The sequence below is a fragment of the Nocardia carnea genome, assembly GCF_029868325.1.
In the GTDB taxonomy this organism is placed as follows: domain Bacteria; phylum Actinomycetota; class Actinomycetes; order Mycobacteriales; family Mycobacteriaceae; genus Nocardia; species Nocardia carnea_C.
Genome location: NZ_JARWNW010000299.1, coordinates 22,833 through 39,305, shown reverse-complemented (window position 1 = coordinate 39,305; position 16,473 = coordinate 22,833). Strand labels below are relative to the sequence as shown.

General features: G+C 68.2%; 10 protein-coding genes and 1 pseudogene. 8 read left to right on the top strand and 3 right to left on the bottom strand.

The genetic code is table 11. The annotated features are described in order from the left end of the window. Positions 1–98: 98 nt before the first annotated feature. Positions 99–890 (bottom strand): enoyl-CoA hydratase/isomerase family protein, encoded by a 792-nt coding sequence (locus tag QH196_RS28860; RefSeq protein WP_280418999.1) that lies wholly within the window; start codon positions 888–890, stop codon positions 99–101. A 38-nt stretch (positions 891–928) separates the two neighbouring features. Here QH196_RS28860 and QH196_RS28855 point away from each other — a divergent pair, with 38 nt between their 5' ends. The 7 genes and pseudogenes from QH196_RS28855 to QH196_RS28825 all read left to right on the top strand — a co-directional run bounded on the left by QH196_RS28855 (position 929) and on the right by QH196_RS28825 (position 13,497). Then, complete coding sequence (locus QH196_RS28855; protein WP_280418998.1) at positions 929–1,948, top strand: glutathione S-transferase family protein; 1,020 nt, start codon at positions 929–931, stop codon at positions 1,946–1,948. Positions 1,949–2,313: 365 nt separating this feature from the next. Then, a pseudogene (locus QH196_RS28850) lies at positions 2,314–2,955 on the top strand (hypothetical protein); the annotation flags it as partial. Positions 2,956–3,167: 212 nt separating this feature from the next. Further along, positions 3,168–4,085 (top strand): ATP-binding cassette domain-containing protein, encoded by a 918-nt coding sequence (locus tag QH196_RS28845; RefSeq protein ID WP_280418997.1) that lies wholly within the window; start codon positions 3,168–3,170, stop codon positions 4,083–4,085. Beyond that, a complete protein-coding gene (locus tag QH196_RS28840) occupies positions 4,082–4,864 on the top strand; it encodes an ABC transporter permease (RefSeq protein WP_280418996.1) in 783 nt (260 codons plus the stop codon). The genes QH196_RS28845 and QH196_RS28840 overlap by 4 nt, the downstream gene beginning before the upstream one ends. A gap of 310 nt (positions 4,865–5,174) precedes the next feature. Then, positions 5,175–8,852: an ABC transporter ATP-binding protein gene (locus tag QH196_RS28835; RefSeq protein WP_280418995.1), complete on the top strand. Its 3,678-nt coding sequence runs from the start codon at positions 5,175–5,177 to the stop codon at positions 8,850–8,852. A 107-nt stretch (positions 8,853–8,959) separates the two neighbouring features. Then, positions 8,960–12,769, top strand: coding sequence for a multifunctional oxoglutarate decarboxylase/oxoglutarate dehydrogenase thiamine pyrophosphate-binding subunit/dihydrolipoyllysine-residue succinyltransferase subunit (locus QH196_RS28830; protein WP_280418994.1), 3,810 nt, complete (start codon positions 8,960–8,962; stop codon positions 12,767–12,769). A gap of 164 nt (positions 12,770–12,933) precedes the next feature. Beyond that, the gene (locus QH196_RS28825) at positions 12,934–13,497 is read left to right on the top strand and encodes a Uma2 family endonuclease (protein WP_280418993.1); all 564 of its coding nucleotides are present in this window, start codon (positions 12,934–12,936) and stop codon (positions 13,495–13,497) included. Positions 13,498–13,573: 76 nt separating this feature from the next. On the opposite strand, the gene QH196_RS28820 is transcribed toward QH196_RS28825, so the two are convergent. Beyond that, the gene (locus tag QH196_RS28820) at positions 13,574–13,795 is read right to left on the bottom strand and encodes a hypothetical protein (protein WP_280418992.1); all 222 of its coding nucleotides are present in this window, start codon (positions 13,793–13,795) and stop codon (positions 13,574–13,576) included. 181 nt (positions 13,796–13,976) lie between these two features. Here QH196_RS28820 and QH196_RS28815 point away from each other — a divergent pair, with 181 nt between their 5' ends. Then, on the top strand, positions 13,977–14,975 hold the full coding sequence (locus QH196_RS28815) for a TIGR03617 family F420-dependent LLM class oxidoreductase (protein WP_280418991.1): 999 nt from the start codon (positions 13,977–13,979) through the stop codon (positions 14,973–14,975). A gap of 18 nt (positions 14,976–14,993) precedes the next feature. Here the strand turns inward: QH196_RS28815 and QH196_RS28810 are convergent, their stop codons facing one another. Then, positions 14,994–16,367 (bottom strand): ABC1 kinase family protein, encoded by a 1,374-nt coding sequence (locus QH196_RS28810; RefSeq protein WP_280418990.1) that lies wholly within the window; start codon positions 16,365–16,367, stop codon positions 14,994–14,996. Between the last annotated feature and the right edge of the window lie 106 nt (positions 16,368–16,473).

Below are 16,473 nucleotides of genomic sequence, written 5' to 3'. Positions count from 1 at the left end.
CTGTGACTATATGACCCAGATCACAAAAATGAGTGCGGAGTCGGCGAATCCGGTCGAATCGAGATCCGGAAGTGGTTTTCCGGCAACTTTCCCGCAACTCAGCGGCCGCTGTAGGTGGCCTTACCCGGGCCGACCTCGAGAAAGCTGCGTACCGCGCGCGGCAGATCCTCGGTATCGAACAACTCGCCGGAGACCTCGGGTGTCACCGAATCCGCGTGCCCCACCCCGCCCGAACGCCACGCCTCCACGATCCGTTTGGTGGCCGCGTGCGCACGCGTCGGCCCCTCGGCCAGCCGATGGGTGAGCGCCACCGCGGCGGTCTCCACATCGTCGTGGACCTGGTTGACCACACCCCACTCCCGCATGGTGGCGGCGTCGTACAGATCGCCGGTCATCACCAGTTCGCGCGCCCGTCCCGACCCCGCGCGTTCGGCCAGCCGCTGCGGACCGCCCATCGACGGGGTCAGTCCGACCACGATCTCCACCAGGCCGAACTTCGCCTTCGGCGCGGCCAGGATCAGATCACAGGCCAGCGCGATCTCGAAGGCGGCGGTGAGCGTGAGCGCATGCGCCGCGAACACCACCGGGCAGGGCAGTGCCTCGATCGGGTGGCTGATCCGGTCGAACAGGTCCTGCCACAGTTGCGCACCCTGTTCGGCGGTCAGCCCGTCGAAACTGTGCACATCCACACCGCCGGAGACCACCTTCCCCTCGGCGCGGATCAGCAGGGCCCGCGGTGGCCGCGCGGTGAGCTCGGCCATATCGCCGGCCAGCGCGTCGAACATGGCCTTGTCGAACAGGTTGAGCGGCGGGGCCGCCAACGTCAGCGTCGCGATCTCGGCGCCGCCTGTGGTGACCGAACGTTCCAGACGAGTGGGTTTCGTGCTCATCTCGCCAGCTTATGGCCCGGTCCTGCCAGACTGGGAACATGACCGAAACCGAACAGGGCAGCTACGTCGAACCGGGTGAGTTCAAACGCGATACCAACTACATCACCACCCGGATCACCGCCGACGGTCGTGACGGTTACCCGGTGGAGCCGGGCCGTTACCGGCTCGTCGCCGCCCGGGCCTGCCCGTGGGCGAACCGGACCCTGATCGTGCGCCGCCTGCTGGGCCTGGAGTCGGCGATATCGCTGGGCCTGTGCGGGCCCACCCACGACAAACTGAGCTGGACCTTCGACCTGGACCCCGGCGGCCTCGATCCGGTCCTGCGGATCCCCCGGCTGCGCGACGCCTATCTGGCCCGGTTCCCGGATTACCCTCGCGGAATCACCGTGCCGGCGATCGTGGACGTGCCCACCGGGCAGGTCGTCACCAACGACTACGCGCAGATCACCCTCGATTTCTCACTGGAGTGGACCGCCCACCATCGCGCCGGGGCACCCCAGCTCTACCCCGAACCGTTGCGTGCCGAGATCGACGAGGTGAACGCGCGGGTCTTCCGTGAGGTGAACAACGGGGTGTATCGCTGCGGGTTCGCCGGCGCCCAGGACGCCTACGACGCCGCCTACGACCGCCTGTTCACGGCACTGGACTGGCTGAGCGACCGCCTGTCCGGACAGCGCTACCTGGTGGGTGACACGATCACCGAGGCCGATATCCGGCTGTTCACCACCCTGGTCCGCTTCGACCCCGTGTATCACGGCCACTTCAAATGCAACCGCAGCAAACTCACCGAGATGCCGGTCCTGTGGGCCTATGCCCGGGACCTGTTCCAGACCCCCGGATTCGGCGACACGATCGACTTCACCCAGATCAAGGACCACTATTACAAGGTCCATACGGATATCAACCCGACGCAGATCGTCCCCAAGGGACCGGAACTGTCCGCCTGGCTGTCTCCCCACGGCCGCGAAGCGCTCCGCGGACGCCCCTTCGGCGACGGCACCCCACCCGAACCGCCCGTTCCCGGCGAAGAGGTCCCAGCAGAACACGGCGCCCGATAGATCGGGCAGGGCCCGACGCCGCCGCGGTAACGCGGGCGCAAGACCACCGCCGGCCCGGCAGGCGCGTCCGGTGGTGGTGCCCAGTTCCGGCGATGGACCGAACAGCACACCTTCCCTTCGCACATTCGCCATGGTGATTTCACCGACCGACCCAACCGACGGCGTATGCAGAAGCCGGTGCACCGGAACAGCGGGTCCCGAGAGGTGACCACCCGGTGTTCCGGGAGCCGATCGGACGCACCGCTGCCCGCGCGCATCGGAACCCGGAAGCCGGGTAATCCGTTGTCGGAACGGACGAAGGTCGGCCCCGTGCCATACAGTGCATAGGGCTCGCAAAGGAGGATGACGCCGTGCGTAACGGGGCAGTGGAAAAAGCCGTGATCGAGGCGCTCGACCACGGTTCCCGGCTACAAGCACCCGCCGTCGCCAAGTACGTCGCGCGACTGCGGCGGGCCCATCCGGACGAAACGCCCGCCCAGATCGTCGAACGCCTGGAACGCCAGTATCTGCTGGCGGTCACGGGCAGCGGTAGTGCGGTGGGTGCCTCGGCCGCGGTTCCGGGGGTCGGCACGATCGCCGCACTTGCCGCGGTGAGCGCCGAAACCACCTTCTTCATGGAAGCCTCGGCGTTGTTCACGCTTGCGGTGGCCGCCGTACACGGTGTCCGGCCCGAGGACGCCCCGCGGCGCCGCGCCATGGTGCTGGCCGTGGTCCTGGGCGACAGCGGTATGGAGATCGTGCAGAAAAGCGTCGGATCCTCGGCCAAGAACTGGGGCACCGTTTTCGCGGACAAGGTTCCCGGCCTGTCCGGTATGAACGATTCGCTGCTCAAACGCTTCATCGTGCGGTTCCTCACCAAACGCGCCGCGCTGATGGCCGGGAAGGTGGTCCCCGCCGGAATCGGCGCCGTGATCGGCGGTGTCGGCAACCGGGCGCTCGGCAAGGCCACGATCAACAACGCCCGCAAGGCTTTCGGGCCGGCGCCGCACTATTTCGCCGACGAGATGGTGCTGGACGCCGAACTCGCGCCCGGCATCGAGCAGCCGGACAAGACCGCGGCACAACCGGATCCGCAACTACCGCCGGCGACGGAATCGCCTCGCGTTTCGACGGAGGATGGCCGGCGGCAGCCGCCGCAAGGGGCACCGGCAGCACTTCCGACCGACCCCCGGCAACCACCGGCCGGTCCCCGATGAGGCCCGCGATCACAGTCCGGGGAATGACCAAACGCTTCCCGGACTTCGAGATCGGCGCGCAGGATGTGTCGTTCGATATCGCCGCGGGTACCTGCGCCGCGCTGGTCGGCCCCCCGGGCTCCGGAAAATCGACGATCGTCGCGGCCCTGCTGGGACTGCTCCCGCCCACCACGGGGTCGGTGACGTTGAGCGGTGGGCGCGGTAGTTCGGCGGTGGGCGCGGTCCTCGCGCCCCGCGGACTGCATCCCCGGCGCACCGTCCGTGACCATCTGCGGGTGTACGCCGCCGCCGGCGGGCACCCCGATCGCCGGGTGCCGGCCGTGCTGGAGATCACCGGTCTCACCGAGCGCGCCGGCACCGTCCCCGACGAGCTGACGCCCGGGGAGGAAGCCCGCGCCGCCCTGGCGACCGCGCTGCTCGGCGACCCGCCACTGCTGATCCTCGACGACCCCACCGCCGGTATGCAGCTCACCGAGATCTCCTGGCTGCAGGGTTTCCTGCGCCGGCACACCCGCCGCGGCGGGACCGTGTTGTTCACCGCGCAGAGCCTGGTCACGGCGTTGCCGGTCGCCGACCATCTGATCGTGCTCGGCACCACCGCGACGGTCGCCTACCAGGGCAGCCCGGCGCGGCTGCGGCGGCGCAACCCCGATCGGCTGGTGGTCGCATCCTCGTCGTCGATCGCGATTGCCACGGCCCTGGCCGCCCGCGGCTTCACCGACGCGGTGATCCGGCCGGACGATCAACTCGCCGTGGCCGGCGCGACCGAGGACGATATCGTCGAGGCCGCCCGGGCCGCCGAGGTCCGGCTGGACGCGATCGTGGCCGACCGGATCCATCCCGATCGTGTTCTCGCCTCGCTGACCCATGCCGCCGCATCCCGGCCGGCCGGTCCCGGTATGCCGCCGTCCACCTCTCTGCCGTACGGGGTTTCCCGATGATCGACGTCGTCCCCGCGGAACTGATTCCGCCCGTGCTCTCCGAATACCGCAAGGCGGTCACACTGCGCTACACCCGGGTCCTTGCCGGCCTGGCGGTGGCGGTGGCGATCGCGGCGCCCGCCATGAGCGCCATCCTGGCCGGCCCGCAGGACCCGGACGGCGAACCGGTGACGGGCGCCGCGACCATCGGGCTCTACATAGCGTTGTTCGCCGTCGTGCTGGGGTCCGCGGCATTCGGCGCCGCGGGCGCGGCCGGGGAACACCAGCACGACACCCTGATGATCACTGCCCTGTTCACCGTGGACCGCGATAAGCTGGCCGGCGCGAAATTCCTGGTCACCGGGCTTGCCGCACTCGCCGCGGCGCTCGCGGTCGAAATCGTCGCAATGCTCTGCCTGTTGCTGTTCGGGCAGGACAAATTCGAGTTCACGGGTTCGCTGTTCGCCGTTCTCGGTGGCGGCCTGGTCGCGGCCGTCTGCTGGGCGCTGATCGGCACGGGGATCGGATTGCTGGTGCGCGCGCCGCTGCTCGCTGTCGGCGCCGTCCTCGGGTGGCTGCTGCTCGTCGAACCCCTGCTGTGGGTGGTCACCGCCGGTATAGGCATCCCGGGTGTCGTGACACTGCTGCCCGGATCCGCCACGCTGAGCACACTGTTCTCCGGATCCTTCGCCGATGCCGATCTGCTGGCCCCGGCGCCCGCGGCGATCGTCGTGCTGCTGCTGTGGACCGTGGGAATCGGCGGCTGGAGCTGGTGGTCGCTGAGGCGCACGGAACTCTGACACCTGCGTCTCCGGAGTCCGCCGCTGTGGACACGGCCGGGCTCGCCGGCCGCCCGGCCGCGCCCTCGGGAACAAGACCCTGTCGGTGGGCGTCGTTATGGTCGATGGCAGGTGAAAGCGGGGGTGTACGGGAGGGGCGGATGAGCGAGTCGGACCCGGTGCCGGAGTCGAACCCGGAGGCGATAGCGCGACGGATAACCGTGGCGGGTCCGTCTGCGTGCTCGGTGGACGCGGTATGAGCGACTCGTATCCGGATGCCGCGGCGAAAAGTGACCGCGCAGAGACCGCACGCCCATCCGATCGACGGAGCATGAGCGATTCGGAGCCCACCGCAAAGCGTGCCGGCAGCGGTGGCGCACAGGCCGGGTGGATCCGCAGGCTGTGGTCGGAGTGCCGGCGTTACCCTGGCACGCTGGCCGGTATCGCGCTGGCGTTGGTGGCTGGAGCTGCGGCCGAGATCGTGGCCCCGCTGCTCACGAAGTGGGCTGTGGATTCGGCGACCACCGGCGCCACCCGGGTCATCGGTATCGTCGCGGGGCTGCTCGCGCTGCTCGCGGCGGGCCGGTTCGCCGCATCGTTCGGGCGGCGGATGCTCGCCGGGAAGCTCTCCCTCGATGTCCAGCACGGTCTGCGGCTGCAATTGCTGGGCTCGCTGCAACGGCTCGACGGCGCGGGCCAGGATGCCCTGCGCACCGGCCAAGTGGTCTCCCGCTCGATCACCGACCTGCAGCTGGTGCAATCGCTGCTGGCGATGGCACCGCTGTCGGGGATGTCGCTGCTGCAGTTCGTGCTCGCCGCGGGGGTCATGCTGTGGCTGTCCCCGCCGCTGGCAGCGGCGGCGTTGCTGATGGTGCCGGTGGTGATCGCGGTGGTCTACCGGATGCGGCCCCGGTTGCACGCCGCGACCTGGTCGGCCCAGCAGCGGGCGGCGGAGCTGGCCCAGCATGTGGAGGAAACGGTCACCGGGGTCCGGGTGGTCAAGGGGTTCGGCCAGGAAGCACGCATGGTCGACGTGCTGGAACGGCACGGGCGCCGTTTGTTCGCCGAACGGATGCGCGCCGCCGGTATCAACGCCCGCTTCTCCCCCACGCTGGCCGCGATACCGCAGGCCGGTCTGGTGGTGGTGATCGCGCTCGGCGGCTGGCTGGCCCTGCAGGGCAGCATCGGCCTCGGTACCTTTCTCGCCTTCAGTGCCTATGTCACGACGATGACCACCACCGCGCGAACGATGGCGTCGGTGATCATCCTGGCCCAGCTCACCCGCGCCGCGGCCGAACGCGTGTACCAGGTGATCGACGCCGGCCCGGCGGTGGCCGACCCGCCGGAGCCGGCGCCGGTTCCCGACGGCCCGCTGGGCATCGAACTCGACTCGGTGACCTTCGGTTTCGACCCCGGGGAACCGATCCTGCGCGATCTCGACCTGCGCGTACGCCCCGGCGAAACCGTCGCGGTCATCGGTCCGGCCGGCTCCGGGAAGACCACCCTGTCACTGCTGCTGCCCCGGTTCTACGCCCCCGATTCCGGTCGGATCCGGCTGCTCGGCACAGGCGCCACCGAGCCCGTCGACATCGCCGATGTCGCCGCGGCGCAACTGCGCGCGGCCGTCGGTGTGGTCTTCGACGATCCGTTCCTGTTCAGCTCCAGCGTCGCCGCCAATATCGCACTGGGCCGGCCGGACGCCACCGGCGCCGAGATCCGGGAGGCCGCGCGCCAGGCCGCCGCAGACGATTTCATCGAAGCGCTGCCCGACGGCTACGACACGGTGGTCGGGGAACGCGGGCTCACCCTCTCCGGTGGTCAGCGGCAACGAATCGCGCTGGCCCGGGCACTGCTGGCCCGGCCGCGAATTCTCGTCCTCGACGACGCCACCTCGGCCGTGGACGCGGTGACCGAGGCAGCCATATTCGGGGCCCTGCCCGACCAGGGGTCGCGGACCACGATCATCCTCGCCCATCGCGAATCCACCCTCGCCCACGCCGACCGGGTGATCCGCCTGCCGGAACCGGCAACAACCGTGGTGAGCGGCCCCGCCGTCGTATCCGAGCGCCTGCCGGTCGCCCAATCCAGGGACCGGATGGCCGCCGCGGCGAATCTCAGCGAAACACCCGAACTGCGCCGGGAGATCGCCCGCCTGCCCGCGGCCGACGAGCAACCCCGGCTGGATCCCGCCCGATTGCGCCGGCCCGATCCCGATTTCCGGCTGGCGCGCCTGCTGCGCCCGGTACGCCTGCTGGTCCTGGCCTCGGTACTGCTGCTCGCCCTGGACGCCCTCATCGGAATCGGCTTCCCGCCGCTGGTGCGGCACGCCATCGATACCGGTGTCGCCGGATCCGACCCGGGCGCCCTCGCCGTCACCGCGCTCCTCGGTGCGGGACTGGTCCTGGCCGGCTGGGTGGTGGCCGCCGCGACCACACTGCTCACCTCCCGCACCGGCGAACGAGTGCTCTACGGGTTACGAATACGCAGTTACGCCCATCTGCAGCGGCTCGGGCTGGATTACTACGAGCGGGAACTGTCCGGCCGGATCATGACGCGGATGACCACCGATGTCGACGCGCTGTCCACCTTCCTGCAGACCGGTGTGTCGACCGCCATGGTGAGCGGGCTTTCGCTGGCCGGGATCGCGCTCGCCCTCCTGGTGATCGATACGCAGCTCGCCCTCGTGGTGCTGCTGGGCGTACTCCCCCCGCTGATCATCGCGACGGTGATCTTCCGCCGGGTCTCCTCGGTGGCCTACAGCATCTCCCGGGAACGGGTGTCGACGGTGAACGCCGATTTCCAGGAGAACATCGCCGGCCTGCGCGCCGTCCAGGCCTACCGGTACGAACGGCGTTCGGCGCACCGGTTCGCCGAATACTCCGCCGGCTACCGCCGCAGCCGGATGCGGGCCCAGCGGGCCATCGCGCTGTACTTCGCGTTCATGGCGTCGTGGACCGATCTGGCGCTGGCCCTCGTGGTGCTCACCGGAGCGCATGCCGTGGCCGCCGGCGAGACCAGCGCCGGCACCCTCATCGCGTTCGTGCTGTACCTGGAACTGCTGTTCGGTCCGGTGCAGCAGTTGTCGCAGGTCTTCGATGGTTACCAGCAGGCACGAGTCGGCCTGCGGCGGATCGGCGAACTGTTGCGCACGCCGTCGTCGATCCGAGCCGACCCGCCCGGCGCCGACCCGCTCACCGCCGGCCTGCGCGGGGACCTCGAGCTCGACACCGTCCGCTTCCGCTACCCGAGCACCGAACGCCCCGCACTCGACGAGGTATCGCTGGCCGTGGCGCCGGGCCGGTCGCTGGCGCTGGTGGGCGCCACCGGCGCCGGGAAATCCACCATCGTCAAATTGCTGGCCCGGCTCTACGACCTCGCCGACACCGATTCCGGTGCGGTCCGGGCCGACGGGGTCGATATCCGCGATTACCGGCTGGACCGGTACCGCTCCCGGCTGGGCATGGTCCCGCAGGAAGCTCACCTGTTCACCGGCGATATCGCGAGCAACATTGCATTCGGGAAACCATCCGCGACCGAATCCGAGATCGCCGCCGCCGCCCGGGCGGTGGGTGCGGCGGAGATGATCGCCGGTCTCCCCGGCGGAATGCACCGGGCGGTCGGGGAACGCGGGCGCGGGTTGTCCGCCGGTCAGCGCCAGCTCATCGCCCTGGCTCGGGCTCAGCTCGTCGACCCCGATGTGCTGCTCCTCGACGAGGCCACCGCCACCCTCGATCCCGATGCGGAAGAGAAAGTGCTGGCAGCGACCGGTTCGCTGGCGCGCAACCGGACAACGGTGGTCGTCGCGCACCGCTTGGCGACCGCCGCACGCGCCGACCGTATCGCCGTTGTCGCACACGGCCGGATCGTGGAACTCGGGACACACGCCGAGCTGCTGGCGGCCGGCGGCGAGTATGCCCGCCTGTGGACAGCCGCGGGTAACACGGAAGGAATATTCTCGATAGGACACGAGTCGTCAACTATGAGGTCGGGGCAGACCGGTGGTCGGTGACGTTGCCGATGGGCACAGGGGCCTATCCTCGTCAGAGGGCGTATCGGTACCCATCCACCGATCCCCGGTGCCGGGCACGTCACAAACGTCGCAGCGCGAAGAACGAAATGAGGCGAACACCTGCTGTGAGCAGCTCAAAATCCCAGTTCGGTCAGAACCAGTGGCTGGTCGACGAGATGTATCAGAAGTTCAAACAGGATCCATCCTCGGTCGACGCCAGCTGGCACGAGTTCCTCGCCGACTACACCCCCGAGACCTCCGGTGATACCGGTAACACCACACAGTCCGCCCCGGCACCGGCGGCCCGCACGGTGAATTCCGCCCCCGTCCCCGCCGAGGCGGCCTCCGTGAAGACCCGCGCCGCCGCCCCCGGCGCCCCGGCCGGTGCGGCCACCCCTGCTGCCGCGCCCAAGCCGGCAACACCCGCCACCGCCGCGGCGAAGACCTCCGCGACCGCACAGCAGCAGCGCGCGCCGAAGACCACCCCGGCGCCGACCTCGAACGCCGCTCCCACCTCGGGCGCACCGAAGCCGTCGGCCGCCGAGGAGAAAAAGGTGCTGCGCGGTGCCGCCGCGGCCGTCGCCAAGAACATGTCGGCGTCGCTGGCCATCCCCACCGCCACCAGCGTGCGGGCCGTCCCGGCCAAGTTGATGATCGACAACCGGATCGTCATCAACAACCACCTCGCGCGGACCCGCGGCGGCAAGATTTCGTTCACCCATCTGCTCGGTTACGCGATCGTGCAGGCCGTGAAGGCCTTCCCGAACATGAACCGGCATTTCGCCGAGGTCGACGGGAAGCCGAACGCGGTGACCCCCGCCCACACCAACCTGGGCCTGGCCATCGATCTGCCCGGTAAGGACGGCAGCCGTTCCCTCGTGGTCGCGGCCATCAAGGGCTGCGAAGAGATGAACTTCGCCCAGTTCCACACCGCCTACGAGGACATCGTCCGCCGTGCCCGCGACGGCAAACTGACCGCCGAGGATTTCAGCGGCGTCACCATCTCGCTGACCAACCCGGGCACCATCGGCACCGTGCATTCCGTACCGCGGCTCATGCAGGGGCAGGGCGCGATCATCGGCGCGGGCGCCATGGAGTACCCGGCCGAGTTCCAGGGCATGAGCGACGAACGGATCGCCGAGGTGGGTATCGGCAAGCTCATGACGCTGACCTCGACCTACGATCACCGCATCATCCAGGGTGCGGAATCCGGTGATTTCCTGCGCACCATCCACAAGCTGCTCATCGCCGACGAGTTCTACGACGAGATCTTCCACGGCCTGGGTGTGCCGTACGAGCCGATCCGCTGGCGCAAGGATATCCAGGAGCGCGGGGTCGACAAGAGCACCCGCGTGCTGGAGCTGATCGCGGCCTACCGCAACCGCGGACATCTCATGGCCGACACTGATCCGCTACGCCTGGTCAAGGAGAAGTTCCAGAGCCACCCCGACCTGGATGTCATCCAGCACGGCCTGACGCTGTGGGATCTCGACCGTGAGTTCAACGTCGGCGGTTTCCACGGCCAGGAACGGATGAAGCTGCGCGATGTGCTGGCGGTACTGCGCGAAGCCTACTGCCGGCATGTGGGTGTGGAATACACCCACATCCTGGAACCCGAACAGCTGAAGTGGATCCAGGACCGGGTGGAACAGAAGCATGTGAAACCGACGGTGGCGCAGCAGAAGTACATCCTGAACCGGCTCAACGCGGCCGAGGCGTTCGAAACCTTCCTGCAGACCAAGTACGTCGGCCAGAAGCGGTTCTCCCTCGAAGGCGCCGAATCGGTTATCCCGATGATGGACGCCGTGATCGACCAGTGCGCCGAGCATGCGCTCGACGAGGTCGTGATCGGTATGCCGCACCGCGGCCGGCTCAATGTGCTGGCCAATATCGTCGGCAAGCCCTACTCGAAGATCTTCACCGAGTTCGAGGGCAATATGAATCCGGCCGCCACGCACGGTTCGGGCGATGTGAAGTACCACCTCGGTGCCCGCGGCACCTATCTGCAGATGTTCGGCGACAACGAGGTCGAGGTCTCGCTGACCGCGAACCCGTCGCATCTGGAAGCGGTCGACCCGGTGCTCGAGGGCCTGGTGCGCGCCAAGCAGGATCTGCTCGACAAGGGCGACGGCGAAGAGGGTTTCTCGGTCGTGCCGCTGATGCTGCACGGTGATGCCGCGTTCGCCGGTCAGGGTGTGGTGGCCGAAACCCTGAACCTGTCGGGTCTGCGCGGTTACCGCGTGGGCGGCACCATCCATATCGTGGTGAACAACCAGATCGGGTTCACCACCGCACCGGAGAACAGCCGCTCCACCGAGTACTCCACCGATATCGCCAAGTTCATCGGCGCCCCCATCTTCCATGTCAACGGTGACGATCCCGAAGCCTGCGACTGGGTGGCCCGCCTGGCGGTCGATTTCCGGCAGAAGTTCCGCAAGGACGTCGTCATCGACCTCATCTGCTACCGCCGCCGCGGCCACAACGAGGGCGACGACCCGTCGATGACCCAGCCGTACATGTACGACGTCATCGACACCAAGCGCAGCGTCCGTAAGAGCTACACCGAAAGCCTGATCGGCCGCGGTGATATCTCGATGAAAGAGGCCGAGGACGCGCTTCGCGATTACCAGGGGCAGTTGGAGCGGGTCTTCAACGAGGTCCGTGAGCTGGAGAAGTATCCGCCGGAGCCGAGTGAATCGGTGGAGGATGCCCAGCAGGTTCCGTCCACCGTGCTCACCGCGGTCGACAAATCGGTATTGCAGCGGATCGGCGACGCGTTCATAAATGTGCCGGACGGTTTCAGCGTGCATCCGCGCGTACAGCCCGTGCTGGAGAAGCGCCGCGAAATGGCCTACGAGGGCAAGGTCGACTGGGCGTTCGCCGAGTTGCTCGCCTTCGGCACACTGATCGACGAGGGTCGCGCGGTCCGGTTGACCGGGCAGGATTCCCGGCGCGGCACCTTCACCCAGCGGCATTCGGTGATCATCGACCGCAAGACCGCCGCCGAGTACACCCCGCTGCACAACATCAACAGCGCCAACCCGGGCTGGTTCGCCGTGCACGATTCGGCGCTGAGCGAATTCGCCGCCGTTGGTTTCGAATACGGCTATTCGCTGGGTAATCCGGACGCGCTGGTGCTGTGGGAGGCGCAGTTCGGCGATTTCGTCAACGGCGCCCAGTCGATCATCGACGAGTTCATCTCGTCCGGTGAGGCGAAATGGGGCCAGCTCTCGGAGGTCGTGCTGCTGCTGCCGCACGGGCACGAAGGCCAGGGTCCCGACCACACCTCGGGCCGGATCGAGCGTTTCCTGCAGTTGTGCGCGGAGGGTTCGATGACGGTCGCGGTGCCGTCCACCCCGGCAAACTACTTCCATCTGCTGCGCCGGCACGCGCTGGACGGTATCCGCCGCCCGCTGATCGTCTTCACCCCGAAGTCGATGCTGCGCAACAAGGCCGTGGTCAGCGATCTGAAGGATTTCACGGAGTCCAAGTTCCGCTCGGTGTTCGACGAACCCACCTACGAACAGGGTATCGGCGATCGCGCCGCGGTGAAGCGCATCCTGCTGACCAGCGGCAAGCTCTACTACGAGCTGGCCGCCGCGAAGGCCAAGCGTAAGCGTGACGATATCGCCATCGTCCGGGTGGAGCAGCTGTACCCGATGCCGAAGTTCCGGTTGAACGAGGCATTGGAGCGCTACACCAACGCGACAGATATCGCCTGGGTGCAGGAGGAACCGGCGAACCAGGGTGCCTGGCCGTTCTACGGCCTGAACCTGCCGGAACTGCTGCCGCAGCGCCTGGGCCGCCTGCGTCGTATCTCGCGCCGCGCCATGTCGGCCCCGTCCTCGGGTTCGAGCAAGGTGCACGCGGTGGAGCAGGCCGAGATCATCGACGAGGCGTTCGAGCCCACCAGCTGATCGTCGATTCGCACGACGCCGGGCGGCCCCCCTTCTCGAAGGTGGGTTTGCCCGGCGTCGTGCGTTTCCGGAAGGGCTGCGTGCAACAAGCCGGTCGACGCGCGCTTGTACACTGAGCCCAGCGGGAACTGCCCCGCCCCGTGCGGTACGGGAGGAGCTGTGTCATGTCTGTCGAGTCGATAACGCCGGCCTGGATGCACCAGCAGATCACGGCAGCGGAGTACGACTCCTGGTCCGAGGAGCAGTGTGCGGGCATCGAGATCGTGGACGGGATGGTCGTCGTGAGCCCCAGCGCGTCCAAACGCCACAACCGGTTGGCCCGTATCCTCGCGAATGCACTGGATGCCGCCGGTGGACCGGACTGGAACGCCGATACCGACTTCGATGTGCGTCTCCAAGATGTCCCGCTCACCAACCGTCGCCCGGACGTGGTGGTGTACCGCGCGGACACGATCGATATCTCGCCCACCCGCCCCGAACACGTGCTCTTGGTCGTGGAGGTGGTCTCACCCGGCTCCGAAACCACCGACCGGATCGTGAAGGTGGACCAGTACGCGAAAGCGGGTATCGCCTTCTACTGGCGGGTCGAGCAGGCTGCGACCGGGGTCCCGCTGATCTACACCTACGTGCTCGATCCGGCGACCGGAACGTACCGGACCGGAGAAATGCACACGGGCGTCGTCAAGGTCTCGGCTCCGTTCGCCACTGAAATCGATCTCGAAGTCTGACCGATTCGACCATCGGACAAGCCGCGCTGACGGGCAAAGGTGCAGCAAGGATCCCTCCGGACGAACCGCGCGGTACTCACCGATTTATAGGTGCGGGCGCAACGAATCGTTCGACCATGCGACGTTCGGCGGTGGAATCCGGTAGTGGCCGGCTCAGCAACGCGAGCACGATCCACTGCGCCGCCTCGGCGTCCGGGGCGATCCCGGACGCCTGCCGCAGCTGACGACTGCTGCCGCCGAACTCGCCGGCTACCTGCACACCGCCTTCGCTGCGGCCCAGGCGCGGCCCGGTTCGCACGATGAGGATCTCCTCGGTGCGCTCGCCCCGATACGCTCGTTCTGCACCGCTGCAATGGCTTCCCAGCCTGTTCGTCCGCCGTCGCCGCACCCTGCCGTTACAGAACGAGCACCGCCCCACCGATAGGCCCACTCCTGACAATTCGGCAACGGTGCGGTCCGGGATGCATTTGGATGGGTTGATGCTGCTCGATCTCCAGTTGGACGCCCGCCCGGACCGTTGCGCAGAACGCGCACGCACCCTCGTCGAGGCGGGTGCCGCCGGATTGTTCACCTTCGAAGGCCCGCACGATGTTCTGCTGCCGCTGGCGGCGGTCGCGGGACGGGTCGATACCGACCTGATGACCAATGTCGCGATCGCCATGCCCCGCAGCCCGATGCATCTGGCGCACGCCGCGTGGGATCTGCAGCTGATGTCGCGCGGGCGGTTCCGGCTCGGGCTCGGCTCCCAGATCCGGCCGCATATCGAGAAACGCTACGGCGCAACCTGGTCGGCTCCGGCGGCCCGGATGCGGGAGATCGTGCTGGCGGTGCGGGCGATTCTCGCGTCCTGGCAGGACGGCACCCCGCTGGATTTCCGAGGTGAGCACACCCGGCACACCTTGATGCCCTCGACGTTCGTGCCCGGTCCCAATCCGTACGGCCCTCCGCCGGTGCTGCTCGGCGCGCTGGGCCCGGTGATGACCCGCACCGCTGCCGAGGTCGCGGACGGATTGCTGGTGATGCCGTTCCACAGCCACCGTCATTTCCGCGAGCGGACGCTACCCGCGGTGGCGGCGGGGATGAAACGCGCAGGGCGTACGGAATTTCCACTGTATCCACAGGTGATCGTCGCGATGGGCCGCTCCGCCGACGAGCGCGCGGCGGCTTCGACCGGAGTGCGCGGGCTGCTCGCGTTCTACGGCTCGACCCCGGCGTACCGGCCCGTCCTGGACATCGAAGGCTGGGGTGGGCTCCAGCCGGAACTCAACGCCCTCTCGAAATCCGGCGACATCATGACCATGTTCGATCGGATCTCGGAGCCGGTGCTCGAAACGCTCGCGGTGTGCGGCACCCCGGAAGAGTGTGCCGCCGAGATCAAACGCCGCTTCGCGGATGTCGCGGACCGGGTGTGCTGCTACTTCCCCGGCTACGACCCACCGACCGACCAGATCGCCGCCCTCGCCACCGCCCTGCGCTGACCGCGCCCGTTCGTCAGCTCAGCAGGCGGCCCGCCAATCCGCGATCGCGCGTCCGATCTCGGTGGTGGGGGCCTCGCCTTCGAGCCATTCACGGGCGATCCGGTGCCAGTTGTTCGTGGTGCCCAACTGGCCGAGCGCCGCGAAGGTGAAAAGGTCCGCGCGGCGGGAGAACACGTGCTCGGGTGGCAGTAACTGTCGACGCATACCGCGGAACTCGGCCGCGCGCGGGTCCATGGCGAGTATCACCGCCCCGGTGGCGAGTTCGGGGGTGATGGTGATCTCGTCGTCGAGCAGATGCCAGCCCGCGGCCGCCCAGACGTAGTTCAGGCATTCGTCCACGGCGACCCCGGCCTGCGGGTCGATGATCCCGCGGCCCACCCAGGCGTCGTAGAGGTCGCGGCCGCGCATCTGCCCGGCGGCGCGCAGGCAGTCGCGTTCGAAATCGGCGTGCACCTGATCCATCCGCTGGTAGAGACCGAAGTCGACGAAGGCCAGCCGGCCGTCCGCGGCGAGCAACATATTCCCCGGATGCGGGTCGCCACAGAATTCGTAGTCGGTGAACAGGGAGTTGATGTAGAAGCGGTAGATGAGCTCGCCGAGCCGGGCCCGGTCGCCGGCGGGCAGGGCCCGCAGGGTATCGAACGGCTGCCCGTCGACGAACTCGGTGACCAGCACGTTGGGTCCGCAGTGCTCGCCGAGGCAGTCGGGAACGGTGACGAAGGGATGCCCGCGGTACCGCTGCGCGACGCGGCGCTGGTTGCGCGCTTCACGTGGATAGTCGAGTTCACCGCCGATAGTGCGGGCGATCTCATCGAGCACTCCCGCGTCGGCGGCGCTGGGCAGCACAGCTTTCCAGAGTTTGGCGAACAGTTTCAGGTTGCGCAGATCGGCGTGCACGGCCTCGTCGACCCCGGGGTATTTGACCTTGACCGCCACGGTGCGCCCATCGTGCAGCCGGGCACGGTAGACCTGCCCGATGGAGGCGGCGGCGATCGGTGTCTCGTCGATATCGGCGAAGATCGCCGAGAGGGGCCCGAGATCGTCCTCGATCACGGTGCGCATCGCCGAAAAGGGAAATTCGGGTGCACGATCACGCAGTTCGGCGAGTTTGTGCCGGAACAGTTCGCGGTGCGATTCCGGCACGAGATCGATATCGAGCACCGACAGCATCTGCCCGAGTTTCATGGCGGCGCCCTTCATACCGCCCAGCACCGTCACCATCTGCTGCGCTGCCTGCAGCGTGGACCGTTCGGCGAGCGCCCGCCGGGCCTGTTCGGGTTTGCCCAGCATCGCGACCTTTGTCCCGGCCTCCCGGATGGCCTGGCCCGCGGCCAGTCTGCCCAGCGTGCTGCCCCGGGCGAGACGTCCGTGCGGAACCCGATCTGTTGCCATCCGCGCCTCCAGAACTCCCCGGTGTAACGGCGGCCACACTACTGCCGGCGCGGCCCATCCGCGAGTAGCTGCCGCGAGCGGGAGTGGTTCGACCGTCCTTCCGGGC

What these genes read in the sequence shown, in the direction of transcription:
- QH196_RS28840 (WP_280418996.1), top strand. Translation starts at nt 4,082, where the DNA reads ATGATCGACGTCGTCCCCGCGGAACTGATTCCGCCCGTGCTCTCCGAA.
- QH196_RS28860 (WP_280418999.1), bottom strand. Translation starts at nt 890, where the DNA reads ATGAGCACGAAACCCACTCGTCTGGAACGTTCGGTCACCACAGGCGGC.
- QH196_RS28830 (WP_280418994.1), top strand. Translation starts at nt 8,960, where the DNA reads ATGAGGCGAACACCTGCTGTGAGCAGCTCAAAATCCCAGTTCGGTCAG.
- QH196_RS28835 (WP_280418995.1), top strand. Translation starts at nt 5,175, where the DNA reads ATGAGCGATTCGGAGCCCACCGCAAAGCGTGCCGGCAGCGGTGGCGCA.
- QH196_RS28810 (WP_280418990.1), bottom strand. Translation starts at nt 16,367, where the DNA reads ATGGCAACAGATCGGGTTCCGCACGGACGTCTCGCCCGGGGCAGCACG.
- QH196_RS28825 (WP_280418993.1), top strand. Translation starts at nt 12,934, where the DNA reads ATGTCTGTCGAGTCGATAACGCCGGCCTGGATGCACCAGCAGATCACG.
- QH196_RS28845 (WP_280418997.1), top strand. Translation starts at nt 3,168, where the DNA reads ATGACCAAACGCTTCCCGGACTTCGAGATCGGCGCGCAGGATGTGTCG.
- QH196_RS28815 (WP_280418991.1), top strand. Translation starts at nt 13,977, where the DNA reads ATGCTGCTCGATCTCCAGTTGGACGCCCGCCCGGACCGTTGCGCAGAA.
- QH196_RS28855 (WP_280418998.1), top strand. Translation starts at nt 929, where the DNA reads ATGACCGAAACCGAACAGGGCAGCTACGTCGAACCGGGTGAGTTCAAA.